Annotated in this window: 25 protein-coding genes; 13 read left to right on the top strand and 12 right to left on the bottom strand. The window is 69.3% G+C overall.

Annotated elements, in window-relative coordinates:
• Positions 1-53: 53 nt before the first annotated feature.
• Complete coding sequence (locus OL599_RS21165; RefSeq protein WP_264715989.1) at positions 54-632, top strand: YqaA family protein; 579 nt, start codon at positions 54-56, stop codon at positions 630-632.
• A 47-nt stretch (positions 633-679) separates the two neighbouring features.
• Here the strand turns inward: OL599_RS21165 and OL599_RS21160 are convergent, their stop codons facing one another.
• Both OL599_RS21160 and OL599_RS21155 read right to left on the bottom strand, forming a co-directional pair.
• Complete coding sequence (locus OL599_RS21160) at positions 680-2,584, bottom strand: propionyl-CoA synthetase (RefSeq protein WP_264715987.1); 1,905 nt, start codon at positions 2,582-2,584, stop codon at positions 680-682.
• A gap of 135 nt (positions 2,585-2,719) precedes the next feature.
• The gene (locus tag OL599_RS21155; protein ID WP_264715984.1) at positions 2,720-4,468 is read right to left on the bottom strand and encodes an MFS transporter; all 1,749 of its coding nucleotides are present in this window, start codon (positions 4,466-4,468) and stop codon (positions 2,720-2,722) included.
• A gap of 266 nt (positions 4,469-4,734) precedes the next feature.
• Between OL599_RS21155 and OL599_RS21150 the strand changes: the two genes are divergently transcribed.
• The 5 genes from OL599_RS21150 to OL599_RS21130 all read left to right on the top strand — a co-directional run bounded on the left by OL599_RS21150 (position 4,735) and on the right by OL599_RS21130 (position 10,103).
• Positions 4,735-5,088: a hypothetical protein gene (locus tag OL599_RS21150; RefSeq protein ID WP_264715982.1), complete on the top strand. Its 354-nt coding sequence runs from the start codon at positions 4,735-4,737 to the stop codon at positions 5,086-5,088.
• A 163-nt stretch (positions 5,089-5,251) separates the two neighbouring features.
• Positions 5,252-5,743, top strand: a complete 492-nt coding sequence (locus OL599_RS21145) for a MarR family winged helix-turn-helix transcriptional regulator (RefSeq protein WP_264715980.1) — start codon at positions 5,252-5,254, stop codon at positions 5,741-5,743.
• Between the two features lie 60 nt (positions 5,744-5,803).
• A complete protein-coding gene (locus OL599_RS21140; protein WP_264715979.1) occupies positions 5,804-9,256 on the top strand; it encodes an FAD-dependent oxidoreductase in 3,453 nt (1,150 codons plus the stop codon).
• Between the two features lie 77 nt (positions 9,257-9,333).
• Positions 9,334-9,687, top strand: coding sequence for a DUF805 domain-containing protein (locus OL599_RS21135; protein WP_264715977.1), 354 nt, complete (start codon positions 9,334-9,336; stop codon positions 9,685-9,687).
• A 152-nt stretch (positions 9,688-9,839) separates the two neighbouring features.
• Positions 9,840-10,103 carry a hypothetical protein gene (locus tag OL599_RS21130; RefSeq protein ID WP_264715975.1) on the top strand — a complete coding sequence of 88 codons (264 nt, stop codon included), beginning with the start codon at positions 9,840-9,842 and terminating at the stop codon, positions 10,101-10,103.
• A 32-nt stretch (positions 10,104-10,135) separates the two neighbouring features.
• Here the strand turns inward: OL599_RS21130 and OL599_RS21125 are convergent, their stop codons facing one another.
• On the bottom strand, positions 10,136-10,561 hold the full coding sequence (locus OL599_RS21125) for a CHRD domain-containing protein (RefSeq protein WP_264715973.1): 426 nt from the start codon (positions 10,559-10,561) through the stop codon (positions 10,136-10,138).
• 152 nt (positions 10,562-10,713) lie between these two features.
• Between OL599_RS21125 and OL599_RS21120 the strand changes: the two genes are divergently transcribed.
• Together OL599_RS21120 and OL599_RS21115 are read left to right on the top strand one after the other, a co-directional pair.
• On the top strand, positions 10,714-11,412 hold the full coding sequence (locus tag OL599_RS21120; RefSeq protein WP_264715970.1) for a GNAT family N-acetyltransferase: 699 nt from the start codon (positions 10,714-10,716) through the stop codon (positions 11,410-11,412).
• Between the two features lie 114 nt (positions 11,413-11,526).
• Positions 11,527-12,063 (top strand): GNAT family N-acetyltransferase, encoded by a 537-nt coding sequence (locus OL599_RS21115; protein ID WP_264715969.1) that lies wholly within the window; start codon positions 11,527-11,529, stop codon positions 12,061-12,063.
• Between the two features lie 43 nt (positions 12,064-12,106).
• Here the strand turns inward: OL599_RS21115 and OL599_RS21110 are convergent, their stop codons facing one another.
• The 6 genes from OL599_RS21110 to OL599_RS21085 are packed head-to-tail and all read right to left on the bottom strand — an operon-like array spanning position 12,107 to position 17,367.
• Positions 12,107-12,808 (bottom strand): ABC transporter ATP-binding protein, encoded by a 702-nt coding sequence (locus OL599_RS21110; protein ID WP_264715968.1) that lies wholly within the window; start codon positions 12,806-12,808, stop codon positions 12,107-12,109.
• Positions 12,808-13,566, bottom strand: coding sequence for an ABC transporter ATP-binding protein (locus tag OL599_RS21105; RefSeq protein ID WP_264715967.1), 759 nt, complete (start codon positions 13,564-13,566; stop codon positions 12,808-12,810). The genes OL599_RS21110 and OL599_RS21105 overlap by 1 nt, the downstream gene beginning before the upstream one ends.
• The gene (locus OL599_RS21100) at positions 13,563-15,404 is read right to left on the bottom strand and encodes an ABC transporter permease (protein ID WP_264715966.1); all 1,842 of its coding nucleotides are present in this window, start codon (positions 15,402-15,404) and stop codon (positions 13,563-13,565) included. Before OL599_RS21100 ends, OL599_RS21105 begins: the two co-directional genes overlap by 4 nt.
• A 19-nt stretch (positions 15,405-15,423) precedes the next feature.
• A complete protein-coding gene (locus tag OL599_RS21095) occupies positions 15,424-16,629 on the bottom strand; it encodes an ABC transporter substrate-binding protein (protein WP_264715965.1) in 1,206 nt (401 codons plus the stop codon).
• 19 nt (positions 16,630-16,648) lie between these two features.
• Entirely contained in the window at positions 16,649-17,224 is a 576-nt protein-coding gene (locus OL599_RS21090; protein ID WP_264715964.1) for an amino acid synthesis family protein, read from the bottom strand.
• Positions 17,221-17,367 carry a hypothetical protein gene (locus tag OL599_RS21085; protein WP_264715963.1) on the bottom strand — a complete coding sequence of 49 codons (147 nt, stop codon included), beginning with the start codon at positions 17,365-17,367 and terminating at the stop codon, positions 17,221-17,223. Before OL599_RS21085 ends, OL599_RS21090 begins: the two co-directional genes overlap by 4 nt.
• Positions 17,368-17,628: 261 nt before the next feature.
• Between OL599_RS21085 and OL599_RS21080 the strand changes: the two genes are divergently transcribed.
• Both OL599_RS21080 and OL599_RS21075 read left to right on the top strand, forming a co-directional pair.
• Positions 17,629-18,858 carry a M20/M25/M40 family metallo-hydrolase gene (locus tag OL599_RS21080; RefSeq protein ID WP_264715962.1) on the top strand — a complete coding sequence of 410 codons (1,230 nt, stop codon included), beginning with the start codon at positions 17,629-17,631 and terminating at the stop codon, positions 18,856-18,858.
• Entirely contained in the window at positions 18,855-19,847 is a 993-nt protein-coding gene (locus OL599_RS21075) for a Gfo/Idh/MocA family protein (RefSeq protein WP_264715961.1), read from the top strand. Before OL599_RS21080 ends, OL599_RS21075 begins: the two co-directional genes overlap by 4 nt.
• Here the strand turns inward: OL599_RS21075 and OL599_RS21070 are convergent.
• Both OL599_RS21070 and OL599_RS21065 read right to left on the bottom strand, forming a co-directional pair.
• Complete coding sequence (locus OL599_RS21070) at positions 19,831-20,481, bottom strand: isochorismatase family cysteine hydrolase (RefSeq protein ID WP_264715960.1); 651 nt, start codon at positions 20,479-20,481, stop codon at positions 19,831-19,833. The two genes, OL599_RS21075 and OL599_RS21070, sit on opposite strands and share 17 nt — an antisense overlap.
• A complete protein-coding gene (locus OL599_RS21065) occupies positions 20,478-21,272 on the bottom strand; it encodes an N-formylglutamate amidohydrolase (RefSeq protein WP_264715958.1) in 795 nt (264 codons plus the stop codon). Before OL599_RS21065 ends, OL599_RS21070 begins: the two co-directional genes overlap by 4 nt.
• A gap of 93 nt (positions 21,273-21,365) precedes the next feature.
• On the opposite strand from OL599_RS21065, the gene OL599_RS21060 reads away from it, so the two are divergent.
• Positions 21,366-22,007 (top strand): cysteine hydrolase family protein, encoded by a 642-nt coding sequence (locus OL599_RS21060; protein WP_264715957.1) that lies wholly within the window; start codon positions 21,366-21,368, stop codon positions 22,005-22,007.
• On the opposite strand, the gene OL599_RS21055 is transcribed toward OL599_RS21060, so the two are convergent.
• Positions 21,997-23,262 (bottom strand): glutamine synthetase family protein, encoded by a 1,266-nt coding sequence (locus tag OL599_RS21055; protein WP_264715956.1) that lies wholly within the window; start codon positions 23,260-23,262, stop codon positions 21,997-21,999. The genes OL599_RS21060 and OL599_RS21055 overlap by 11 nt on opposite strands.
• A 126-nt stretch (positions 23,263-23,388) precedes the next feature.
• On the opposite strand from OL599_RS21055, the gene OL599_RS21050 reads away from it, so the two are divergent.
• Together OL599_RS21050 and OL599_RS21045 are read left to right on the top strand one after the other, a co-directional pair.
• Complete coding sequence (locus OL599_RS21050; protein ID WP_264715955.1) at positions 23,389-25,323, top strand: O-linked N-acetylglucosamine transferase, SPINDLY family protein; 1,935 nt, start codon at positions 23,389-23,391, stop codon at positions 25,321-25,323.
• A 364-nt stretch (positions 25,324-25,687) separates the two neighbouring features.
• On the top strand, positions 25,688-26,569 hold the full coding sequence (locus OL599_RS21045; RefSeq protein WP_264715954.1) for a tyrosine-type recombinase/integrase: 882 nt from the start codon (positions 25,688-25,690) through the stop codon (positions 26,567-26,569).
• Positions 26,570-26,860 lie beyond the last annotated feature (291 nt).

Genomic DNA, 26,860 nt, shown 5'->3' with positions numbered 1-26,860 from the left:
GAACCCTGCGCCTGAAACTGGCACAGCATCACCGGCCAGCAAGGAACCCCCGCATGCTCCAGCGCCTGTATCAGCGCGTGCTCGCGCTCTCGGCCAGCCGGCACGCGCCGGTGTGGCTGGCGATCATCAGCTTCGCCGAGAGCAGCTTCTTCCCGATCCCGCCCGACGCATTGCTGGTGCCGATGGCCCTGGCGCGCCCGGACCGGGCCTGGCGGTTCGCCACGATCTGCACCGTCGCCAGCGTGGTCGGCGGCGTGCTGGGCTACCTGATCGGCTACGCATTGTTCGACGTGATCGCCACCCCGCTGCTGCACGCCTACCACTACGAGGCCGCGTTCGAGCGCTTCAAGCAGACCTACGCCGAATACGGCCTGTGGGTGATCCTGGTCAAAGGCCTGACGCCGATCCCCTACAAGATCGTCACCATCGCCTCCGGCGCTGCCAGCTTCAGCTTCCCGGTCTTCGTCGCCGCCAGCATCGTCACCCGCGGCGCCCGCTTCTTCCTGCTCGCCACCCTGCTGCACTTCTACGGCGACCGCGTCCGAACCTTCATCGAACGCCGCCTGACCCTCGTGACCACCGCCATCGCGGCCGGGATCGTGGGCGGGTTTCTGGTGCTGCGGTTTCTGTAAGAAGGGAAGGCAAGGCCAGGGGCAGAGCCCTGGCCTTGCCTTCCTTCCTACAAAATCCGCGACCCCAGAACCGCCCCGATCTCGTCCAGGATCGCGGGGTCGTCGATGGTGGGCGGCGGGGCGGCGGGTTCGCCGTCGGCGATGCGGCGCAGGCTGGCGCGGAGGATCTTGCCGGAGCGGGTCTTTGGCAGGCGCGGGACGATATGGGCCTCGCGGAAGGCGGCCACAGGGCCGATGCGCTCGCGCACCAGGGCGACCAGTTCCTTGCTGATGGTGCCGGGGTCGGTGGTGACGCCGGATTTCAGCACCACGAGGCCGAGCGGGGTCTGGCCTTTCAGCTCGTCTTTGGCGCCGACCACGGCGCACTCGGCCACCGCGGGGTGGCTGGCCAGGACTTCTTCCATGGCGCCGGTGGACAGGCGGTGGCCGGCGACGTTGATGATGTCGTCGGTGCGGCCCATCACCCAGACGTCCCCGTCTTCGTCGATGGTGCCGGCGTCGCCCGTGCGGTACCAGCCGGGGAAGTCCGCCAGATAGGCGCTGCGGTAGCCTTCTTCGTTGTGCCACAGGGTGGGGGCGCAGCCGGGCGGCAGCGGCAGGCGGATGGCGAGGTTGCCGCTCTGCCCGCGCGGCAGTTCGTGGCCGGAATCGTCGAGCGCCTGCACGTCGTAGCCGGGCGCGGGGCGGCCGCCGGCGCCGGGCTTGGGCGGGAACAGGCCGAGGTCCCGAAAGCCGGCGGTAATGGGCCAGCCGGTTTCGGTCTGCCACCAATGGTCCACCACCGGGCGGTTCAGCTTCTCGGCGGCCCAGATGGCGGTAGGCGGATCGCACCGCTCGCCGGCGAGGAACAGCGCGTCGAGCTTCGACAGGTCGTATTTCGCGAGCTGGGCGCCGTCGGGGTCCTGCTGCTTGATGGCGCGCAGGGCGGTGGGGGCGGTGAACAGCACGCGCACGCCGTGCTGGGCACAGACCCGCCAGAACGCGCCGGCATCGGGGGTGCCGACCGGCTTGCCCTCGTACATGATCGTGGTGCAGCCGGCGAGCAGCGGGGCGTAGACGATGTAGCTGTGGCCGACCACCCAGCCGACGTCGGAGGCGGCCCAATAGACGTCGCCAGCCTGCACGCCGTAGACCATACGCATGGAGTTGTGCAGCGCCACGGCGTGGCCGCCGGCGTCGCGCACCACGCCTTTCGGCTTCCCGGTCGTTCCCGACGTATAGAGGATGTAGAGCGGGTCGGTCGCGGCGACCGAGACCGGATCGGCGGGGGCCGCGGCGGCTTCGGCCGCGGCGAAGTCGTGGTCGCGGCCGGCGACCATGCTGGCCGTCGCCTGCGGGCGCTGCAGGATCAGGCAGGCGTCCGGCTTGTGCGCGGAGAAGGCGATGGCGGCGTCGAGCAGCGGCTTGTACTGGACCACCCGGCCCGGCTCGAGGCCGCAGGACGCGGAGACGACGACGCGCGGTTCGGCGTCCTCGATCCGCTTGGCCAGCTCGGCCGCCGCGAAGCCGCCGAACACGACGGAATGGATCGCGCCGAGGCGCGCGCAGGCCAGCATGGCGATGGCGGCTTCGGGGGCCATGGGCATGTAGATCACCACCCGGTCGCCGCGCTGCACGCCCAGGGCGGCGAGGGCGCCGGCCACGCGGGCGGTGCGGTCGCGCAACTGGCTATAGGTGACGGTTTCGATGCGCCCGGCCATCGGGCTGTCCCAGATCAGGGCGGGCTGGTCGCCACGCCCGGCCAGAACGTGGCGGTCGACGGCGTTGAAACAGGTGTTGAGCCGGCCGCCGGCAAACCACCCGCCGAACAGGCCCAGCGCCGGGTCGAACACGCGGTCGCATGGCTTGTCCCAGGTGATGCCTTCGGCGGCCTTCGCCCAGAACGCCGCGGGGTCGCGCCGCCACGCGGCCATCACGTCCGCGTAGCGGCTGCTGCCTGGGGCCGTGTCCATTGGCGCCTCCTGTTCCTCGTCGCGTTTCCTGCCGTGAAGCCTGCCACGTGCGCGGTGTCAGCGCGAGATGCGTCGCAAACGACGAAGCGCCGGGGTGGTACCCGGCGCTTCGATGGTCGGCGGGCCGGGTGCCCGTCAGATCTGGGCGCTGGCTGGCCGCGCGTGCGGGGCCTCGACAGCGTCCGCGGCGAAGATGTCGCGGTCCTTGGTTTCCGGCACGAAGAAGAACCCGACGACGACAGTGATCAGCGCGATCACGATCGGGTACCAGAGGCCGTAATAGATGTCGCCGGTCTGCGCGATCATGGCGAAGGCCGTGGCCGGCAGCAGGCCGCCGAACCAGCCGTTGCCGATATGATAGGGCAGCGACATCGAGGTATAGCGGATGCGAGTGGGGAACAACTCCACCAGCGCCGCCGCGATCGGGCCGTAGACCATGGTGACCAGGATCACCAGCACCGTGAGTATCAGCACGATCACGGCGGGCTGCACGCGGAAGACGTCGAACGGATGCGCCAGCTTCACCACCGACGGGTTGGAGGCCGCAGGGTAGCCGACCGCGGTCAACGCGTCCGCCAGGCCCTTGTTGAAGGCGGCGGCAACGTCCTTCAGCTGGGCGCCAGCCTTTCTGACGTCATAGGCCGGCACGGTGGTGCCGTCGATCTTGATCGACGCGATCGTGCCAGCCGGCGCCGGCTGGAACGAGTAGGTCACCGAGGCGCGCGCCAGGGCGCCCTTGGCGATGTCGCAGCTGTTGGTGAAGGTGCTGGTGCCCGTGGGGTTGAACTGGAACGAGCAGTCGTTCGGGTCAGCGATGACCACCGCCTTCACCGTCTCGTGCGCCTTCGCCAGGGCCGGGTTGGCGTAGTCCGTCATCAGCGTGAACAGCGGGAAGTAGAGGATCGCGGCCAGCAGGCAGCCGCCGAGGATGATTGGCTTGCGGCCGATGCGGTCGGACAGCGCGCCGAACAGCACGAAGCCGCCGGTGCCCAGCAGCAGCGACCAGGCGACCATCAGGTTGGCGCTGAAGCCGTCGACCTTGAGCACCGAGATCAGGAAGAACAGGGCATAGAATTGGCCCGTGTACCAGACGACGGCCTGCCCGGCGACGAGGCCGAGCAGCGCCAGCAGGGCGACCTTGGCATTCTTCCACTGGCCGAAGGCCTCGCTCAGCGGCGCCTTGGAGTGGGTGCCTTCCGCCTTCATCTTCAGGAAGGCCGGGCTCTCGCTGAGCTGCAGCCGGATCCAGACCGACACGCCCAGCAGCAGGATCGAGACGAGGAACGGTACCCGCCAGCCCCACACGGCGAAGTCGGAGCCGGTCCAGGCCTGGGTGAGCAGGATGACCAGCAGCGACAGGAACAGGCCGCCGGTCGCGGTGGTCTGGATCCAGCTGGTGTAGAAGCCGCGGCGGCCATGCGGGGCGTGCTCGGCCACGTAGGTGGCGGCACCGCCGTATTCGCCGCCCAGGGCCAGGCCCTGCGCCATGCGCAAGGCGATCAGCACCACCGGCGCCAGCAGGCCGATCTGGTCGGAGGTGGGCATGAGGCCGACGATGAAGGTGGAGGCGCCCATGATGAGAATGGTGATCAGGAAGGTGTATTTCCGGCCGACCAGATCGCCCAGGCGCCCGAACACCAGGGCGCCGAAGGGGCGCACCAGGAAACCGGCCGCGAAGGCCAGCAGGGCGAAGATGTTGCGGGTGGACTCGTCGAACTGGCTGAAGAACTTGGCGCCGATGATCACCGCCAGCGAGCCGTAGAGATAGAAGTCGTACCACTCGAAGACGGTTCCGACTGACGAGGCGAGGATGACCTTTCGTTCCTCGGCGGTCATGGGCGCCACTGCGACGTCGGAACGCGGAATGCGTGACTGCGCTGCCATTTGTTTTGTTGTCCTCCCGTATGGACCGGATGTCGGAAATCGAGGTTTCCTGACATCGGGCGAAACGATCGTGAACGATTTGCAAGAATTTGGCAATGTTCCGGGTTGCGACGGGGGCAGGGCGGGGCGTGAGTACGCAGATGGATGCCGGGCGCGGATGACAAGAGCTTAATTCACGGCCGCGGAGTCGCCACGTTTGTGCCCGGCGGCCGCCATCCCCGCAGGGCTTCATTCCCGCGTCCGGCAATCCTGCCGAACCCGCGGAGATGATCGAGATGAACACCCTTTCCCGCCTCGCCCTGGCCACCGTCCTGATGGGCGCCGTCTCGCTGCCGGCCCTGGCCCAGAGCGGCACCCAGACCGGTGGGACACAGGCAGGCGCCGCCGCTGCGCCCGCACAGCCGGCCAGTCAACACCCGGTGGTGCGCAAGCCCCTGCATCGGGTTGCGACAACCACGGCCGCTCCGACGGATGCGAAGCCGGCCGACACCAGCCACGGCGTGAAGCCCGCCGACAGCCAGACGCGTAGCACGATCAAGGCCCCCGCGGCGACAAGCTCGGCCACGACCCCAGCGACGGGCACGGCCCCAGCGGCCGCCGCACCCAAGGCGACCAATTGATCAGGCGCGGCTGAAGCGTCCGCGTCCCTCCTCCTGCCGTCCCCCTCCCGTCGCGGGAGGGGGATTTTTCGTGCCGGCACATGCCGGACCTTCCCTGCGTTCATTTGCACACGAATGATCGGTCCGTTATACACGCCACCGGACGGGAGATCCGGAGACCCACGTGGCGCGGACGGAACTGGCCCAGGCCGAAGCGGCCTTGCGGGATGGCGTGGCAGAGCCGGGCGCCGGCGAGCGCCTGGACGGCTACATGGTCGAGCAGCAGGTGGGCTTTCTGCTGCGCCGGGCCCAGCAGCGGCATACCGCGATCTTCCAGGACGGCATGGCTGCGTTCGAGCTGACGCCCACCCAGTTCACCGCCCTGATCAAGATCGTCGGGCGTGGCCGGGTGACGCAGAACCATCTCGGCCGTCTGGCGGCCATGGACCCGGCGACCATCCAGGGCGTGGTGCGGCGCCTGATCGCCCGCGGCCTGGTGCGCCGCGGACCCGACCCGCTGGACCGCCGCACCGCCGTGCTGGCGCCGACGCCGGAAGGGCTGGACCTGGCGGCCCGTGCCGTGGCATGCGCCCACCGCATCACCGAAGCGACGCTCGCGCCCCTCGACACCGAGGAGCGCCGCCACTTCTTGTTTCTGCTGCGCAAGATGGGCTGACCGCCCGCCCCGGAACGCCGGCTGCCGATCGCCGGAAGCGGGCTGACGAAGGACCGTTCGATGGACTCGATGACCCTTGGCTTCGGCGCCACCTTCTCCGGGCTCGCCACGCGCGACGGGCTGGTGCGCCTGGACAAGCTGTTCCTGGACCGGCTGCAGGCGGAAGACGCCGAGTTGTATACGCGGCTGTTGGCCGCCCGCGCCGCGCCGGATGCGCTGGAGGCGAAGGCCGAGAGCGACCTGATCGTGGCCACCGGCCCGCATCTGGAGGCGTTCGTGGCCGAGTTGTTCGGCATCCAGGCCGAGTTGCACGCGATCGCGGCGCAGACCCGCGGGTTCGATCCCGTCCACGCCTGCAAGCGGCTGTTCGTGCAGCGCCAGGCGGTGAAGAAATACCCCGACCCGTCGGGCTTCGACGGCGCCGGCCTGGGCGTGCAACTGGCAGCCCGCATGGGCGAGCCCCTGACCGAGACCGCGTTCGCGACGCACGTGGCCGCGTGGGAGGCGGCGCAGGACGCCGAGGCGCTGGACCTCGCGCTGCGCTACGCCGCCTGGGCGACGCTGACCGAGGCGGGGCGCGCCCTGCACCGCGCCGGCACGCTGTTCCGCGTGCCGCACAAGGTCGATCCCCAGCATCTGGTGCCGGTACAGACCATCGAGCGCGACGGCGTGACCATGCTGCGCCTGCCCGAGCACGAGTGGCGCCAGCGCGACGGCTTCGCGCTGACCGACCCGGGCATGGGCCCGCAACAGGTGCTGGACCAGATGAACTACTGCATCTGGTGCCATTCGCAGGGCAAGGATTCCTGCAGCAAGGGGTTGAAGGACCGCAAGACCGGCGCGTTCCAGAAGTCGTCCTTCGGCGTCACCCTCGTCGGTTGCCCGCTGGAGGAGAAGATCAGCGAGATGCATGCCCTGCGCGCGCAGGGCCATCTGCTCGGCGCCTTCGCCACCATCGCGGTGGACAACCCGATGATGGCGGCCACCGGCCACCGCATCTGCAACGACTGCATGAAGGCCTGCATCTATCAGAAGCAGGATCCGGTGGACATTCCGCAGGCCGAGACCTCGGTGCTGAAGGACGTGCTGACGCTGCCCTGGGGCTTCGAGATCTATACGCTGGTCACGCGCTGGAACCCGCTGGACATCCGCCGCCCCCTGCCGCGGCCGGACAGCAACCGCAAGGTGCTGGTGGTGGGCCTGGGCCCGGCCGGGTTCACCCTGGCGCACCATTTGATGAATGACGGCCACACCGTGGTCGCCGTGGACGGGCTGAAGATCGAGCCGCTGGGCTTCGACCCTACCGCGCCGGTGCGCGACACCCAGGATCTGTTCGAGAACCTGGACAATCGTGTGATGGCAGGGTTCGGCGGCGTGGCCGAGTACGGCATCACCGTACGCTGGAACAAGAACTACCTGAAGCTGGTGCGCCTGCTGCTGGAGCGGCGCGCCCAGTTCGCCATGTTCGGCGGCGTGCGCTTCGGCGGCGGCGGCACGCTGTCGATGGATGATGCCTGGGCGATGGGCTTCGACCACGTGGCGCTGTGCATGGGCGCCGGCAAGCCGACCGTGATCGACATGCCGAACGGGCTGGCGCGCGGCGTGCGCCAGGCCAGCGACTTCCTGATGGGCCTGCAGCTCACCGGGGCGGCGAAGCTGTCCTCGATCGCCAACCTGCAGCTGCGCCTGCCGGTGGTGGTGATCGGCGGCGGCCTGACCGCCATCGACACCGCGACCGAGAGCCTCGCCTATTACGTCCGCCAGGTGGAGAAGTTCGCGCTGCGCTATCGCACGCTGGTGGCGGAGCGCGGCGAGCAGGCGGTGCGTGCGTCCTGGAACGAGGAGGAGGCGCAGATCGCCGCCGAGTTCCTGGTCCATGCCGACGCCATCCGCGCCGAGCGCGCCGCCGCCGCCAAGGCCGGCCGCGCGCCGCAGCTGGTGCAGCTTCTCGACAGCTGGGGCGGCGCCACGCTCGCTTATCGCCGGCGCCTGCTGGATGCGCCCAGCTACACGCTGAACCACGAGGAAGTGGCCAAGGCGATGGAGGAGGGCGTGCGCTTCGCCGAGGGGCTGACGCCGCTGGCCGTGGAAGTGGACGGCTTCGGCCACGCCGCCGGCCTGCGGGTGAAGAAGGCCGACGGCAGCGAGGCGGTCCTGCCCGCGCGCGCCGTGCTGGTGGCGGCTGGCACGCAGCCCAACACCGTGCTGGCGCGCGAGGACGGGCGCATCAGGCTCGACGGCAAGTATTTCCAGGCGGTGGACGAAGCGGGCGACCCGGTGAGCCCGGAGCGCGGCATGAGCAAGCCCGAGCACGCCGAAGTGCTGATGCACAAGGCGCCCGACGGCCGCTTCATCAGCTTCTTCGGCGACCTGCACCCCAGCTTCTTCGGCAACGTGGTGAAGGCCATGGGCGGGGCCAGGCGCGGCTATCCCGTGGTCAGCGAGATCCTGGCGCGCCGGCCGGCGACCGCGGTTTCCGGCGCCGACCTGATCGAACGCTGCCGCCGCGACCTCGCCGCCACCGTGCACGCGGTCAACCGCCTGACGCCGACCATCGTGGAGGTGGTGCTGCGTGCCCCCGCCGCCGCCCGTGCCTTCCGCCCGGGCCAGTTCTACCGCCTGCAGAACTACGAGATGCACGCCGCGCGCGTGACCGAGGCCGGCATCGGCGCCACGCTGCTGGCGATGGAGGGGCTGGCGATGACCGGCGCCTGGACCGATCCGGAGCAGGGGCTGGTTTCCGTCATCGCGCTCGAGATGGGCGGCAGTTCCGACCTGTGCGCCACGCTGAAGCCGGGCGAGCCCGTGGTGCTGATGGGCCCCACCGGCACGCCGACCGAGATCCACGCCAACACCACGGTGGCGCTGGTGGGCGGCGGGCTGGGCAACGCCGTGCTGTTCAGTATCGGCGCGGCAATGCGCGCCGCCGGGTCGAAGGTGATCTATTTCGCCGGCTACAAGGCGTTGCGCGACCGCTACAAGGTGGAGGAGATCGAGCGCGCCGCCGACGCCATCGTCTGGTGCTGCGACGAGGCGCCGGGCTTCACCCCCAACCGCCCGCAGGATCGCAGCTTCGTCGGCAACATCGTCCAGGCCATGGCGGCCTATGGCGCGGGACGGCTGGGCGAGCAGAGGGTGAAGCTGGCGGACGCCGAGCACATGATCGTCATCGGCTCCGACCGCATGATGGCGGCGGTGGGGGCGGCGCGTCATGGCGTGCTGGCGCCCTATCTGAAGCCCGGCCACAGCGCCATCGGCTCGATCAACAGCCCGATGCAGTGCATGATGAAGGAAGTCTGCGCCCAGTGCCTGCAGGCGCAGGTCGATCCCGCGACCGGGGAGCGCACGGTGGTGTTCAGCTGCTTCAACCAGGACCAGGCGCTGGATCGCGTGGACTTCCCGGCGCTGAACGAGCGGCTGCGCCAGAACAGCCTGCAGGAGAAGCTGACCGCGCAATGGGTCGACCGGGCGCTGCACGTGCTGCATGCGCGGCCGGCCGTGGCGGCGGAGTGACGGCCGAACCGGATTGACGGCGATATGAACTGCCTCTCAAGCTGCTGCGCCCAGGTGGGCCAGTGAGGGAGGCAGTCGTGTCGAAGCCCGTGTTCGAGGACCTGTTCACATTGTCGGGTCGCCGCAACAGGAAGTCGTATTTCCTGTACACGCTGCTGATGCTGGTGATCGCCATCGCCATCTGGATCGTTGCGGCAATGGCCGCATCGACGCCGCTCGTCGTGGTGGCCAGCATCGCCACCCTGGGCATCATCGTGTCCAGCTGGGTCGTCGGCGCCCAACGCTGCCGCGATTTCGGGTGGACCGGGTGGGCCATCCTCATCACGGTCGTGCCTTTCGTGGGCTGGATCTTTCCGTTCGTGATGCTGTTTCTGCCAGGCAATGTGGGCGCCAACCGCTATGGTCCCGATCCGCTGGGCGCCGGCGGCTGATCGGCGCACGCGGCCCCTGTCGCGGCGACGCTGAACCGCGGTACCCTGCCACGCCGCACGCCAGCGCACCCTGATCCCGCCCCGCTCAAGGAGACCGACATGGCCCTCGCCGCAACGGCAACGAGCTCGCCGCCCTGTCCGCGCTGGGCGACGTGCCCGCCGAGACGGTGTTCTGCTGCGCCACCGGAAACACCGCGCGCCAGCGCAAGCTGGACAGCGGCCTCGTCGAGGCCGGCCGCGCCGCCGATTTCGTGCTGATGGACCGCGCCCAGCACTCATCCGGCACCGACTTGCTGGACAGCGTGCGCAAGGGCGACCTGCCGGGCATCGGCATGGTGGTGATCGACGGCATCGTCCGCTGCGGGCGCAGCCGCAACACCCCGCCGGCGGAGCGGGTGCCCGAGATCGTCAACTGAACCGCCGCCCCATGGCCGGGGCAGCGCTGCGATCAGTGCATCATCTGGCCACGGATCTCGCCGGCCGGATTGGCCGCGGTGTGCACGTTCGCGTACCACTTGCCGGCCATCAGGTCGGCGATCTGCGCGTCAGTGAGCGTGGCGCTGCCGGTGATCGGGCTGGTCACGGGGTTCTTGAACGGCACGACGACGTTGGCATTGGCGGTGGTGGCGGCGGGACCGTGGAAATGGGCCATGGTCGCGGGTCCGGACAGGCCGGAATAGGTGATGATGTAGGTCAGCGCCTTGGTGTTGGTGTCGAGCGTGGCCTTGGCGTCCCCGGTGCCCGCAGTGGTCTTGGGCGGCACCTCGGCCGCCCCGCTCAGCGTGGCGTGGAACTGGACCATGTCGGCCCGGGCGGGGGCGGACAGGGCGGCGGTGGCCAGCACGGCGGCGGCGAGTCCGTGGCGAAACAGCATGTCAGGCTCCTTTCGGTGTTCTGGACGGGCTGGTTCAGGACGGGTCGGCACAGGCTCGATTTGGGTCCGCGCGGGGCGGGCGCAACGGGGTCTAGCGTGGCGGCGGCGGATTGGACTTTGTCCTCGTCCGGACGGCGCGCCATGATCCGACCATGAGCACGCCCCCGATCGGCCCCGAGGTCGATACCACGCCCCGCCCGCTGCCCGCCCGCGTGAAGCTGCGCGGCACGTATGTCGAGTTGGAACCGCTGCACCGCCGTCACGCGGACGAACTGTGGCGCGCCGCCCAGACCGGCGATTCCAGGGCCGACGCAAGTTGGACGTATCTGGGCTACGGTCCATTCCCGTCCGCCGATGCCATGGCGAAATTCGTCGCCGATTTCGCCGTCAGCCACGACCCGATGGCCTGGGCGGTGCGCCCTGTGGCTACCGGCGTTGTCTCCGGCTGGCTGACGCTGATGGACATCCAGCCGAAGAACGCCGCGATCGAGCTGGGCAATATCTGGCTCGCGCCGGTGATGCAGCGCACCCGCGCGGCCACGGAGGCGATGTTCCTGCTGCTGAAGCTGGCCGCCGACGACCTCGGCTATCGCCGCCTGGTGTGGAAGTGCCATGCGCTGAACGCCCCGAGCAAGCGGGCGGCGGAGCGGCTGGGTTTCACCTATGAAGGCCGCCACCGCGCGCACATGGTGGTGAAGGGCCGGCTGCGCGAGACCGACTGGTACAGCATCACCGACAGCGAATGGCCGCGCTGCCGCGACGCGATCCTGGCATGGCTCGATCCCGCCAATTTCGCGCCCGACGGGACGGCGCTGCGGGGGCTGGCGGAGATCAGGGCCGGGCTTGGCTGACGGAAGCCACGGGTCTCACCTCGGCCGCCCTGCCCGATCACCGATGGCTTCGGGCGGTGAGCGGATTGTGCCCGCTCGCGTCACCATGTGAGTCCCATCGTGGGGGAGGGGGTGATGCAGCCGACCTTCGAGACCAGCCGTCTGCTGATCCGCCCGCGAACGCTCGCGGACACCGATGACTGCCTCGCCATGGATCGCGATCCGGAGGTGACGCGCTTTGTCCGCGGTCCATGGTCGGATGCGACAGCGCATCGCGCTTTCGTCGAGGAACGGACGCGCGGGCCGTATCCCAAGGGCCTGGGCTATTGGACCGTTTGTCGCCGGGACCAGGCAGCGTCATTCGTCGGCTGGGTATTGCTGATCCCGGCAGACGGGGTGGGACCGGAGATCGAGATTGGCTGGCGGTTGCAACGGAGCGCCTGGGGGCAAGGCTTCGCGACGGAGGCGGCGCGCCCTGTTCTTCAATACGCTTTTGCCACCTTGAAGCTGCCGGAGGTCGTTGCGGAAATCGACCCCGATAACGCCGGCTCGCTGAGAGTGGCAGAGAAGCTCGGCCTGACAGAGGGGGCAATGATCCAGCACGAGGGAAAGCGAGCGCTCCGCTGCATGTTGAAGGCTGAGGAGGCTGGTGTCGCATCTTCCGCCCCATGACCGTTGCGGGGCGAACGCCGTCATCCAGCAGAGGCCGCCGGCCTCACACCGCCAGATGCGCCGCGCGAAGGGCCTCGTCGCCATGCAGGTCGGCCATCGTGCCGGTCCAGACGATGCGCCCGGTCTCGATCACGGCAGCTCGGTCGGCGACACGGGCGGCGAAGTGCAGGTTCTGCTCGGCCAGCAGCACGGTCACGCCCTGCTGCTTCAGCGCCAGGATGGCGTCGGCCATCTGCTCGACGATGACCGGGGCGAGGCCCTCGCTGGGTTCGTCCAGCAGGATCAGGCCGGGATTGCCCATCAGCGTGCGGGCGATGGTGAGCATCTGCTGCTCGCCCCCGCTCATCCGCCCGCCTTGCCGGCCGCGCAGGGCCGCGAGGTTGGGAAACAGCGCGAACAGCCGCTCCGGCGTCCAGGCGGGCCGGCCGTCGCGCGGCTTCCTGCGCCCGACTTCCAGGTTCTCGAGCACGGTCAACTCGGAGAAGATGCGCCGCTCCTCCGGCACATAGCCCAGGCCGGCGCGGGCGACGCGGTGCGGCTCCCAGCCCGCGATGTCCTGGCCGTCGAAGGCGATGCGGCCGCTGGCGGGGCGCACCAGGCCGATCAGCGACTTCATCGTCGTGCTCTTGCCCGCGCCGTTGCGGCCCAGCAGCACCAGCACCTCGCCGGCGGCGAGCGCGAAGGACACGCCATGCAGGATATGCGCGCGGCCGTAGAAGCTGTGCAGGTCCTCGACCGTCAGCATCAATGCCCGCCGCTGGTGGCGCCGGAGCCGAGATAGACCGCGCGCACCCGGGCATCGGCGCGGATGGCGGCGGCGTCGCCCTCGGCGATCAGCTCGCCCCGGTTCAGCACAAGGATGCGGTCGGCGACGCCGAACACCACGTCCATGTCGTGCTCGGTGAACAGCACGGCGATGTGCTGGCGGCGCGTGAGGTCGCGGGTGAGCTGCATCAGCGCCACGCGCTCGGCCGGCGCCATGCCGGCGGTGGGTTCGTCCATCAGCAGAAGGCGCGGCGCGTTGGCCAGTGCCACCGCCAGCTCTAGCCGCTTGAGGTCGCCATAGGCCAGCACGCCGGCGGCGCGGTCCGCCTGTGCCTCCATGCCCACCTGGTCCAACAGCGCGTCCGCCTCGGCGGCGAAAAGTGCGGATGTCGGCTGCCAGAATCGCCAGATGCGGCGATGATGCGACAGCAGCGCCACCTGCACGTTCTCGCGCACGGTCATGCTGGCGAAGGTGGCGGTGATCTGGAAGGTGCGGCCGACGCCGCGGCGCCAGACACGGCGCGGCGCAAGCCCGGTGATGTCCTGCCCATCCAGCGCGATGCGCCCGCCATCCGGCCGCAACTGGCCGTTCAGCATGTTGAAGCAGGTGGACTTGCCGGCGCCGTTGGGCCCGATCAGGGCCAGCATCTCGCCCGGCGCCACCGCGAACGACACGCCGGAGACGGCGCGCACGCCGCCGAAGCTCTTGTGCAGGTCCGCGACCGCCAGCACGCTCATGCCTCGCGCCCGCGCAGCCACAGGCGTTGCACGGTGCCGGCAATGCCCTGCGGGAAGGCCAGCACCAGGACGACGATTGCCGCCCCCAGCACCAGCCGCCACAGATCGGTCACCAGCAGCAGCGCGTCGAACAGCCCGGTATAGGCCAGCGCCCCGACCACCGGCCCGGCGATGGTCTGCACGCCGCCCAGCAGCACCATCACCAGCGCATCCACCGACCGGCCGATGGAGATGTAGGTCGGGAACACGCTGCCATTCGAATACGCGCTGAGCCCGCCGGCGAGCCCCGCCGCGGTGCCGGCCAGGGTGAAGGCGGCCAGGCGGATGCGCGTGGTGTCGAGCCCGACCGCCTCCGCCCGCAAGGCCGAATCGCGGGCGGCGCGCAACGCGTAGCCGAACGGTGCATACAGCATCCGGCGCAGCAGCAGCGTGCCGGCCACGCACAGCGCCAGCGTCAGCCAGTAGAACACGCGCGGATCGGCGGCCCAGGCCGCGGGCCAGACACCGAGGATGCCGTTGTCGCCGCCGGTGATCTCCACCGACTGGAACATCGCGGCCCAGACGATCTGCGCGAAGGCCAAAGTCAGCATGGCCAGGTACACGCCGGACAGCCGCACCACGAACCAGCCGAACAGCGCCGCCGCCGCGCCCGCGGCCAGCGGGGCGGCGACCAGGCCCGCCGGCATCGGCAGCAGCAGGAACTTCGCGGCGAAGGCGGCCCCATAGGCGCCCAGGCCGAACCAGGCGGCGTGGCCGAAACTGGCCATCCCGCCGGGGCCCATCATGAAATGCAGCGAGGCCGCGAACAGCACGGCGACCAGCATTTCCGTCAGCACGGAGAGCAGGAACGGCCCAGCCAGCAGCGGCGCCAGCAGCGCCGCCACGAGGGCGGCAGCACCGAGCAGCCTCAGCGCGCGCGAGGCCGGGCGGATCAGCGCCAGCACATGCGCCTCGCCGCGCGCCTCCGCGGGCGGGCGGCCGAGCAGCCCGTTCGGCCGCAGCACCAGCACCACGGCCATCACCGCGAACACCAGCACCAGCGTGATCTTCGGCAGCAGCACGATGCCGAAAGCCTGCAGCAGCGCGATCAGCAGGCTGGCGAGATAGGCGCCGGCAACGCTGCCCAGCCCGCCCACCACCACCACCACGAAGGCGTCGGTGATGACGGTCAGGTCCATCTGCAGGTTGGCCGACCCGTCCGGCAGCGCCAGCGCGCCGCCCATGCCCGCGAGTGCCGCACCGAGCGCGAACACCGAGGTGAACAGCAGCCGCTGATCGACGCCGAGGGCTGCGACCATGTCGCGGTCCTGCGTGGCCGCGCGCACCAGCGTGCCCCAGCGCGTGCGCGTGAACAGCAGCCACAAGGCCAGCAGCACCAGCGGCCCGATGCCGATCAGCACGAGGTCGAAGAACGGCACGCGCTCGCCGGCGATGACCACGAAGCTGCGCAGCCAGCGCGGCCGCGGCAGCGACAGGTCGGCGGGCCCCCACAGCTTCAGCACGATGTCCTGCACCATCAGCACCACGCCGAACGTGGCGAGAAGCTGCAGCAGCTCGGGCGCGCGGTAGATGCGCCGCAGCAGCGTGGTCTCCAGCAGCACGCCGATGCCGCCGGTCGCCAACGCTGTCGCCACCACGCCCAGCGCGAACCATTCCGGCTCGCGCGGCAGGCGCGTGAGCAGGCTCCAGCCGATATAGGCGCCGAGCATGTACAGGCTGCCGTGGGAGAAGTTCACCACGCGGGTGACGCCGAAGATCACGGTGAGCCCGGAGGCCACCAGGAACAGCGACGACGCGGCAGCGAGCCCGGTCAGCAGCTGGACGAGGACAAAATCCACTTCGTGTGCGGTGCGAGGCTCAGGCGGGGCGCATCTTCCGCACGACGTCGTCGGGCGGCAGCGCGTCGGTGCCATCGACATAGCGCCAGTCGACCATCGTGCCCTTGCCGCCCTTCAGCGCGGTCTTGCCGACATAGGTGCCGAGCGTGCCCTGGTGGTCCAGCGCGCGCCAGTTCGCCTTGCCGAACGGCGTGTCGAACGTGGCGCCGGGGAAGCCGTCGGCCATCTTCTCGGTATCGACCGAACCGCTCTTGGCGATGCCGGCGACGATCGAGGTGATCAGCGCATGCCCGACCACCGAGCCCATCTTCGGCAGCTCGTTGAACTTCGCCTTGTAGGCTTCGATGAACGCCTTGTTGGTAGGATCGGTCACGCTGTCCACGGGATAGCCGGTGACGATCCAGCCCTCCGGCGTCTCGTCGCCCAGCGGTTCCAGATACTCGGGCTCGCCGGTCAGCACGGAGACCACGCCGCGGCCCTCGAACAGGCCGCGGGTGTTGCCCTGGCGCACGAAATTGGTGAGGTCCGGCCCGAACGTCGCGTTCAGGATGGCGTCGGGCTTGGCCTGCGCCAGGGCGGCCACCGTGGCGCCGGCGTCGATCTTGCCGAGGGCGGGCCATTGCTCGCCCACGAACTCCACGCCCGGCTGCTTCGCCGCCAGCAGCTGCTTGAACCATTTCACCACGGACTGGCCGTATTCGTAGTTCGGCGAGACCGTCACCCAGCGCTTGGCGTTGAGCTTCGCGGCGTCGTCCACCAGCATCGCCGCCTGCATGTAGGTCGACGGGCGCAGGCGGAAGGCATAGCGATGGCCGTTCTCCCACACCAGCGCATCGCTCAGCGGCTCGCCGGCGACGAACAGCTTCCGGTTCTGCTTGGCGAAATCGCTGATGGCGAGGCCAACGTTCGAGAGGAAGGTGCCGGACAGCAGGTCCACCTTCTGGTCGTTCAGCAGCTCGCCGGCGAGGCGAATGGCGTCAGGCGGGCGGCCGGCGTCGTCGCGGCTGATGACCTCGATCTTGCGGCCCAGCACGCCGCCGGCGGCGTTGACCTGCTCGACCGCGAGCTGCCAGCCCATGCGGTAGGGCACGGTGAAGGCGGGGATGGCGGTGTAGGAGTTGATCTCGCCGATGCGGATGGGCGTGCTGCCCTGCGCCCGCACGATGGCGGGTGCCGCAAGCATGCCTGCGGTGCCGGCGATCAGCGTGCGGCGTGAAATCCTCATGTCTCGAACCCTCGTTGTGTCAGCGCAGCCCATCTTTGCCTTCGATTTCGTGCTTCGCCAACCCGCCGATGCGCGCCAGCGGCCGGCCGGAATCGGTCACCACCACGGCCACCACGATCTCGTCGCGCCGCGGCGCATCCGGCACGCGGATTTCCATGGCGTCGAAATGGCTGCGCACGAAGGCCGCGTCCTTGTGGCCCAGCGGCACGTCGATCGCCGCCCCCATGCCGCCGCGCTTCTTGGCGCTGGGCACCAGGGCCGCGCCCTGTTCCACCGCCTTGCGCAACGGCGCGCCGAGCTTCGGGTGCAGGATGGCCGCGGCATGCTCCAGCTCGCCGTCCTCGCCGACGATGGCGGCCTTGCCGCAGCTCTCGGCCTGATGCGGCGCGATGCCGAGCGCCCGCACCGCGCGCTCGCCCAACAATCCACCGAGCATCTCGCCGACTTCGATCAGTTCGTCGAGGTTCTCGGCGAAGCGGCCCGCATAGGGATTGCCGATCACGGCGATGGCGGCGGCCTTGCGCGTGGGCGGGCGGATTTCCTCGCCGGCCTCGCGGTGGGTTTCCTCGATGACGGTCAGGATCTTGCGGATCATGAGGCTTCCATCTGTGGCCATTCCCCGCCGCGAACGACGAGGCGCCCGCGCAAACTCACCACGGCGCCCTCGATCAGGCCCGCCGCCAGCAGAGCATCGGCCACGCGCCGCCCGCCGTCCAGAGCGGTGTCACTCTCGGGCACCGTCAGGGGGCCGACATCCCAGGTGACAAGGCGCGTGCCCAGGCCGCTGTCCGGGTCGATGGGAGCGGCCGGGCGCCGGGTGACGGCAGGGCGGCCAGCGCGCCGTCGAGGCTCGCGGGTCGGAGGTAGCTGCCCATGCGGCCTACCCGATCATTTGCACACGAATGATTTGCCGCCGCATCCGCCCCCTTCAACTGTCTGGACATCGCCGCCCACGGCTGGCCGTAATGGGCGCCCGATCACCGCCTGAAAGCCCGCACGATGAACGACGCCCCGACCGCTCCGTCCCCCGCCATCGCCGCCCTGATGGCGAGCCCGGCCTATCGCCGCGCCGCCGACACGCTGGCGGCCGAGCACGACCGCACGGTGGAGGACATCGTCACGCTGACGCAGATCCCCTCGCCGCCGTTCGGCGAAGAACAGCGCGCCCAGGCCTATCTGGAGATGCTGCGCGCCCACGGCCTCGACGACGTGGAGATGGACGGCATCGGCAACGTCATGGGCATCCGCCGCGGCACCGGCAACGGGCCGATGCTGGTGGTGGCAGCACATCTCGACACCGTGTTCCCCGCCGGCACCGATGTCACCGTGCGGCGCGAGGGCACGAAGCTGTTCGCCCCCGGCGTCGGCGACGACACCCGCAGCCTCGCCGTGCTGCTGGCCTATATGCGCGCCATGGACGCCGCCGGCATCCGCACGCAGAGCGACATCCTGTTCGTGGGCGACGTGGGCGAGGAAGGCCTGGGCGACCTGCGCGGCGTGCGCCATTTGTTCACCGAGGGCAAGTACCGCGACCGCATCAAGGCGTTCATCACCGTGGACAGCCCCGACCTCGATACCATCGCCGTCGGCGGCATCGGCTCCAAGCGCTACCGGGTGACCTTCCGCGGCCCGGGCGGCCATAGCTTCGGCGCGTTCGGCATCGTCAACCCGATGTATGCGATGGCGCAGGCGATGGTGGAGCTGGCGAAGACGCAGGTGCCGGCCAAGCCGAAGACCACCTATGCTGCCACCGTCACCGGCGGCGGCACGTCGATCAACGCCATCCCCAACGAGGTGTGGATGGATGTGGATCTGCGCTCGCAATCCGCCGACGAGCTGGCCCGACTGGAGACGCGCTTCCAGGCGATCGTGCAGCAGGCGGTGGAGACCGAGAACAACGCCCGCGACACCCGCGCCGGCCGCGTCAGCGCCGAGCTGAAGCTGGTGGGCGACCGCCCCGCCGGCGCGACCGACATGGACAGCGACCTGGTGCGCCTGGCCACCGCGGCGATCACCGCGCACGGCTTCGCGCCGCGCCACGAATTCTCCTCCACCGACGCGAATATCCCGATGAGCCTGGGCATTCCCGCGATCAAGATCGGCTCGGGTGGCACCGGTGGGCGGGCGCATTCGCTGGAGGAATGGATCGACGTGGAGAAGACCAACAGCGTGCAGGGCATGACCGCGGGGCTGACCACCATCCTGGCGGTGGCCGGCATCGCGCCGTGACTGCTGCGCCGGTGGTCGGGCCGCAATTCCGCTGGGGCTTCCTGGGGGCGTCGCGTATCGGCCACCGCGCGCTGGCGCCCGCCGTGCAGGCGGCGGGGCACCGGCTGCACGCCGTGGCGGCGCGGGATCCGGCCCGCGCCCGCGCCTTCGCCGACGCGTTCGGCGCACCCAGGGCCTATGGCAGCTATGCCGAGCTGCTGGCCGATCCCGGCATCGACCTCGTCTACGTGGCGCTTCCGAACGATGCCCATGCCGGCTGGACCATTCGCGCGCTGGACGCCGGCAAGCACGTGCTGTGCGAGAAGCCGCTGGCGCTGTCGGCCGAGGAGGTGCGGCACCTGCAGGACGCCGAACGCCGCACCGGCCGCCACGTCATGGAGGCGTTCTGCCATCTGCACCATCCGCAGATGGCGCGGGTGCAGGACATCCTGGGCAACGGCGAGATCGGCCGGACGGTGGCCATCCAGGCCATCTTCGGCAACCTCCTGCTGCCGCCTGACGATTTCCGCTGGATCGCGGCGCATGGCGGCGGCGCGCTGTACGATCTCGGCTGCTACTGCGTCAGCGCCATGCGCGTGCTGACCGGGTGCGAGCCGGTGCGGGCCGCCGCCGTGCCGGCCATGCAGGGCGATGTGGATGCGACGATGACCGGGCAGCTCGATTTCGGCGACGGCCTGGTCGGCCAGTTCGCCTGCTCGTTCGTCTCCGTCCGCACTCAGCATCTGCAGATGATCGGCACCAAGGGCACGCTGTTCCTGGACTGGCCGATTTCCACGAAAGGACGCGACACGCGGCTGGACGTGAACGGCCGCAGCGAGCACTTCGCCGCGACCGATCCATATGTCCGGATGGTCGAGCATTTCGCCGCCGCCGTCGCCGGGCGGGCCGGGATGGCCTACGGGCTCGATTGGTCGTTGCGCCAGGCGCAGGCGCTCGATGCGTTGTTCGCCGCCGCCCGTACGGTCAGCGTGGTCAGCGTCCCGCGCTGATCTCGGCAAGGAATGCGTCGGTCGTGCGCTGACGGCAATAGCCCTTGATCGCCTGCAGCGAGTTGGCGTGCCGCTCGGCGCTGTAGGTGGCGCAGGCATCGGTGACAAGCGTCACGAGATAGCCGAGGTCGCAGGCGTCGCGCACCGCGCCCTCCACGCACTGGTCGGTGACGATGCCGGAAATCACCAGGTATTTCGTGCCGAGATTGCGCAGCACGTAGTCGATGTTGGTGGACACGAACACGTTCGACGAAGTCTTGGGAATCACCATCTCGTCGTCGCCCGGTGCGATGGCGTCGATCACCTGCCCGTCCCAGCTGTCCGGCGGCACGCTGAAGCCGGTGATCTTGTAGTCCAGGCTGCGGTCGCGGCCGTCCTTCGTGAGGTTGCGGATCAGGGTGTACATCACCTCGATCCCCGCCGCCCGGCAGCCGGCCTGCAGGCGCTGCATGTTGGGCACCACGCGGCCTTCCATTTCGGCGAAGAACCAGCCGAGCTTGTGCCGGAACTGCTCCGGAGTCATGTCCTTGAACTCGCCGCCGTTGCGCACGGCGCAGTAGTTCTGCACGTCGATGAACAGCAGCGTGGTGTGCGCGGGCTCGACCGGCAGGTCGCGGGTGGTGGGGTGGGTCATTGCGCGGCCGCCTTCCGCGCCGCGGCGAAGCGGCGCCAGGCTTCCGGCAGCAGGCGGATCAGCCGTTCGGCCCAGAGCTGCTGGCCTGCCGCATCGGCGATCAGGTCCTGGCGGATCTCCAACTCCAGGTACGGGAGGCCGCGCGCCTCGGCATGCACCGGCGCGCTGTAGTCGGACGTGCCGGACACGGAATAAGGCTGGTTCTCGCCCACCACCAGATCGCCCTCGGCGCGCAGCAGGTCCAGCATGATGCGCGACAGGCCCAGGTCCTGGTTGAACAGCACGCCGGCATGCCACGGCCGGGCCACGCCCTTGTAGACCGGCGTGAAGCTGTGCATCGCCACCAGCACGGTGGGCCGCCCGGCGCGGGCATCGAGCTCGGCCGCGAAACGGCGGTGGTAGGGCGCGAAGATCTCGCGGATGCGCGCCTGCCGGTGCGCCTCGGTGAGGCCGGCATTGCCGGGAATCACCGTCGACTCGCTGATTTCCGGGATCGAGGTGGGGCTGCTGGTCGGGCGGTTGCAGTCGATCACCAGGCGCGAATAGGCCTGCCCGATCAGGACCGTGTCGAGCGCCGCGGCAACCCGCTCCGACACCCCCCAGATGCCGATGTCCCAGGCGATGTGGCGTTCGCGTTCGCTGTCGGGAAGGCCGAGGGTGCCCAGGCTGCGGGGGATGCGCCGGGCCGCGTGGTCGCAGGCCAGGAAGAACGGCGAGGCGCCCTGGGGCCGCCCGATCATGACGGGATCGGGTTCATCCGCTGCCAGTATCGTCTCCGGTTGCGTCGTCATCTGCCTTGCCCACTCCCCGCTGCTGGAGCCATCGCCCTCCGTTGATTACAGTCGCCCCGCCGCCAGTCAATGCGCCACCTTGAGAAGGACGACATGCCCCCAGTTTCTCGCCAACACGCCCTGACCCGCGACCGGCCCGTCCTGCCCGCACGCACGGCGTTGTTGGTGGTGGACGTGCAGAACGGCACGTTCAACGACGCCCAGCGCGCCATCCGCCCGGAATTCTTTCATGCCGCGCGCGATACGGTGATCCCGAATCTCGCGGCGCTGCTGTCCGCCTGCCGCGCCGCCGGGATCGAGGTGATCTACACCGTCATCGAGAACCTGACGAAAGACGGCCGCGACCGCAGCCTGGACTACAAGCTGTCCAGCTTCTTCATCGCCCGGGGCTCGTGGGAGGCGAAGGTGATCGATGCGCTGGCGCCGGGCGACGATGAAATCGTGCTGCCGAAGACCTCCTCCAGCGTCTTCAACTCGACCAATATCGACTACCTGCTGCGCAATATCGGCATCGAGGACCTGGTGGTCACGGGCTTCCTGACCGACCAGTGCATCGACCACACGGTGAAGGACGCCGCCGACCGCGGCTACTACGTCACCTGCCTGACCGACGCCTGCATGGCCAACACCCACGCCCGCCACGCCGAGGCGCTGGGGTGCTTCGCCGGCTATTGCCGGGCGATGACGACGGCGGCGTTTCTGGCGGCGCTCAATCCGGCGGCGCTCAATAGGTGAGCGCGTAGCGGGCGCATTGCTCGGTCTCGCTCAGCCCGTCGAGGCTCGCCAGTTCGGCACGCTTGTGCATCAGATAGGCCGACAGGTAGGTGGCGCCGAACCAGTCCGCGGCTTGCGGCGTGGCTTCCAGCGCATCCAGCGCGGCGCCCAGCGTGACCGGCAGCTTGTCGCCGTCGCTGTCCGGCAGTGCGAGGGCGCGGCGGATGCCGTCCACGCCGGCCCACACGAGCGCGCCGAGCGCGAGATACGGGCTCGCGGCGGCGTCGGCCGGGCGGTATTCCACATTGAACTGCCTTGCCGCGTCGGCGCCGGGGGTCGTCAGCACCGGGCAGACCCGCAGGCTGGCGCCGCGGTCGCGGTCGGCCAGGGTTGCGTGGGTCGGTGCCCAGCGGTTCGGGCGCATGCGGATATACGACACGCTGCTGGGGGCGGTGACCGCACACAGAGCCGGCATGTGGTGCAGCAGGCCGGCGACGAAATGCTGCGCCACCGGCGACAGGCCCAGCCGTCCCGCCGGATCGTGCATCACTGGCCTGCCATCGGCATCGCGGAAGCTGAAATGCACGTGCACGCCGTTGCCCACGCCGGCAGGGTCGAGGATCGGCGCGAAGATGGCGCGATGGCCCAGGCGCAGGGCGGTGGCGCGCGCGATCTCGCGGGTGATCACCGCGTCGTCGGCCGCGCGCAGGCCGGCGGTGGGGTCGCAGGTCACTTCGAACTGGCCGGTGCCGTATTCCGGCAGGAACGAATCCGGGGCGACGCCGGCGGCGCGCAGGGCGGCGGTGAAGGCCTCGCCGAAAATGCCCTGGCGGCGATAGGCATCGAGCGAATACGGCGCCCCTGGCGCGGCCTCGACGCCGGTATAGACGAACTCGTGCTCGAAGGCTGCGAGCAGGGTGAGGCCGGAGATCTCGTGCAACGCGGCCAGGGCGCGGCGCAGGAAGTGGCGCGGGCAGCATTCCCACGGCGTGCCGTCGGTCTGGCGGATGTCGCCAAGGAAGAAATGTTCCGCTGCGCCGCCGTCGCCGAAATCGACGTTCACCTCGGTGTCGCTGTCGGGCACCAGGATCAGGTCGCCGGTGGTGCCGAACGGCGTTGCGTAGATCGGCCCGAACGCGGAGATCATGGTGTTGGTCGGCACCCAGCCGACGCCCTTGGCCAGCCGCGCGGGCAGATCTCTGGCCGGGAAGCCCTTGCCGCGCACCCGTCCGGCGATTTCGCAGGTGCAGACCATGATCAGCGGTTCGCGGTGCATCGGGGCCCTCCGTTGCGCGCATCATGCGGTGGCGTTGCCTGGGACTCAATCGGGCGCCGGGCGGATGGAGGCGGGCGGCATTGTCCGACATGATGCCGGCGGATGAAGGCAGGACGGAATGCAGATATGAGCGGGTTCGGACGGTCGGTGTTCGGAATGATGGCGGGCGCCGCTCCGGGCCAGGACATTGCCGCATTGCTGCGGGCCGCCATGGCGCACCGGCAGGCCGGGCGCATGGACGAGGCCCGTGCGTGTTGCGAAACGATCCTGCGCAGCGATGCCGGGCACGCCGATGCGCTGCATTTCCTGGGCCTGATCGACATCGTGCAGGGCCATGCCGATGCGGGCATCGCCCGCATCCGGCGCGCCATCGCCGCCCGCCCGGATTTCACCGCCGCGCACAACAATCTCGGCCGCGCCCTGCAGGACCAGGGCGAACTGGACGAGGCGGCCGCCTGCTATCGCGCCGCGCTGGCGCTGCAGCCGGACTATGCGCCCGCCTGCCGCAATCTCGGCACCGTGCTGCACGCGCAAGGCATGGCGCAGGAAGCCATCGCCTGCTTCGAGAAGGCAGTGGCGCTGCGACCGGACCATGCCGAGGCCTGGAGCAATCTCGGCCACGCCCTGAAGGATCGTGGCAGGATCGCAGACGTGATCGGCTGCTTCGAGAAGGTGGTGGGGCTCGATCCCGAGTTCGCCGACGCGCGCGCCGAACTGATGCACCAACGCCAGCTGGCGTGCGACTGGCGCGCGTTCGACGCCGACTGCGCGCATCTGCTGCAACGCGTGCGCGACGGCGTTCGTGTGCAGCCCTTCGTGCTGCGTGGCGCGAGCCCGACCCTGCCCGACCTGATGGCCAGCGCGTCCCTCGAGATCGCCAGGTTCGAAGCCCCGGCCCGCGTCTTTTCCATCGACCGGTCACGCCCGGCGCAGGACCGTATCCGCGTCGGCTACCTGTCCTCGGATTTCCGCATGCATCCGGTGGGGCGCCTCATCGTCGAATTGATCGAGCGCCACGATCGCACGCAGTTCGAGGTCATCGGCTATTCGTACGGCCCGGACGACGGCAGCGCCCTGCGCCGGCGGCTGACCGCCGCCTTCGACCGCTTTGCCGACATCCGCGCCCTGTCCGACGCGCAGGCGGCGCAGCGGATCCACGAGGATGCGGTGGACATCCTCGTCGACCTCAACGGCTTCACCAGGGACGCAAGGCTGGCGATCCTGGCGCGCCGTCCGGCGCCGGTGCAGGTGAACTATCTCGGCTATATCGGCACGATGGCGGCCGGCTTCATCGACTACGTGATTGCCGACCCATTCGCCGTGCCGACGGCGCACCAGGCGCAGTACCGCGAGCGGATCGTCCATCTCCCCGGCAGCTACCTGCCTGTCACCCGCCGGCCCGAAGCAGGGCAGACGCCGTCGCGCGCCGCCCTGGGCCTGCCCGAGGATGGTTTCGTCTTCGCCTGCTTCAGCAGCAGCTACAAGATCACGCCGGCCGTCTTCGACGTGTGGATGCGCGTGCTGCGTGCCGTGCCGGGCAGCGTGTTGTGGCTGGTGGCGGCAAGTGACCTTGCCACCGCCAATCTGCGCGGGCAGGCGGCGTCGCGCGGCGTCGATCCGACCCGGCTCGTGTTCGCGCCGCTGGTCCCGATCCCGGCCTATCTCGCCCGCTTCCGCCTGGCCGACCTGTTCCTCGACACGCTGCCCTGCAGCGCCTGCACCATCGGCAGCGACGCCTTGTCGATGGGCTTGCCGGTGCTGACCTGCGCCGGCGACATCTTCGCCGGCCGCCACGCGGGCAGCCTGTTGCGCGCCCTCGGCCTGCCCGAGCTGATCACCTTCTCGCTCGAAGACTACGAAGCGCTCGCGGTGGCGCTGGCGACCGATCCGCAGCGCCACGCGGCCTGCCGCACCAGGCTCGCGCGCCAGCTCGCGCAGTCGCCGGCGACCGACGCCGCTTGCTTCGCCCGGTCGATCGAGGCGCTCTACCTGCGGATGTGGGACACCCGGCGGCAGGGCGGCGGCCCGCGGGATTTCCGGGCGCATGGCTCGCCTGGGTGAAGCAGCGCCGTCTCTTCGCTTGGAAAGGATGGTGCCCAGGGGCGGAATCGAACCACCGACACTGCGATTTTCAGTTACCAATCGACCTTCCTCATGGTTCCTCATGCCGAACTTCGTCGTAGGAATCTCAATTAGTTAGGTTTACATTGTGACCATGCTTCCTCACCATAGCGCACCCGTTCCCGGTGCCAAAAAGGTGCCAAGTGCCAAATCTCACCGACAAGGCTGTGAAGAACGCGGCGCCCCACGCCACTCTCTGGGATAGCTCGCTGCCAGGCTTCGGCCTGCGTTGCGGAAAAACTCCAAGACCTTTGTGGTGCTGGTGGAGAGCGGCCGGTGACACGCCCTCGGCCGTTACCCGACCATGTCGCTGGCTGACGCCCGCACGGAGGCAAAACGCGCCCTGGCTGAGAAGACGCTGGGGAAGGTGAAGCCGAAGTTCCTGGCCTACGCAGAGGCCCGCGACGGCTACCTCAAGCACGTCGAGGGGAAGAACCGCGCCAGCACCTACGCCGGCTACAAGTCCCGCCTCAGCCGGATCGACTGGGGGCGCAGCAACCTCGCCGACATCACGCCTCGCGACGTGCTCTCGAAGCTCAAGGCGTTCGACGAGGTGCCGATGGAGAAGCGCTACGCTTTCGTCGTGCTGCGGTCCTTCTTCAACTGGTGCGTGGCAGAGCATCACCTCGATAGCTCGCCCATGGATAAGCTCAGTGCGCCGCAGAAGAGCGACCGCCGCGAGCGCGTGCTCACCACTGACGAACTCAATGCCATCTGGAATGCTGCCACCGATGACGGCTTCGGCCACACGGTGAAGGTGCTGATGCTCACCGGCCAGCGGCGAGGGGAGGTGCAGCACATCACCCTAGAAGGCGATGTAGCGAACATCCCTGGTGCCCACACCAAGAACAAGCGCGCCCATGCCTTTCCAGTGCCCGTGTCTGCTTCAAAACTGCTCTCTCCGGCCCCTAAGTGGGTCGGCTGGGGAAAGTCTAAGGCTGCGCTCTATAAGGCGTCCAAAGTGGCAAATTGGACGCTTCACGATCTGCGCCGCACTTACTCCACCAACCTCGCTGCCTTGAAGGTGCCGCCGCATATCATCGAGGCGCTGCTCAACCACAAAACTGGCGTCATCAGCGGGGTGGCCGCTACCTACAACCGCTTCCTTTATCTGGACGAGATGCGGAAAGCCGTGGCGGCATATGAACGATGGATTACGCCCTACCTCGCAGCTAAGGTCTCCTAGCCCAGGGCACTAACGCCAACCTGTGGGGCATCGCAGCGGTGTCCTCCATTTCGGAGGATCGTTCGATGCGGATTACCTCGTTCAAGCAGATGAAGGCTATGGGCCTGTGTCTCTGGTCCAGGGCTCACTTAGACCGCGAGGAGAAAGCCGGTAGATGGCCTTTGCGGGGTAAGCGTCCGGCGAGTCCGCCTTGTGCTGCGCGGTGCGGCTGGTTCAGCGTAGTGCCATGGCTGGGGACAGAAGTGAGGCGGCCACAGTGGCTGCTCCAATGCAACGGATCGAGATCGTGGG

The organism is Limobrevibacterium gyesilva (genome assembly GCF_025989185.1).
GTDB lineage: Bacteria > Pseudomonadota > Alphaproteobacteria > Acetobacterales > Acetobacteraceae > Limobrevibacterium > Limobrevibacterium gyesilva.
Note: the sequence above shows the minus strand (reverse complement) of the source record. Positions and strands in the feature narration are given on the sequence as shown.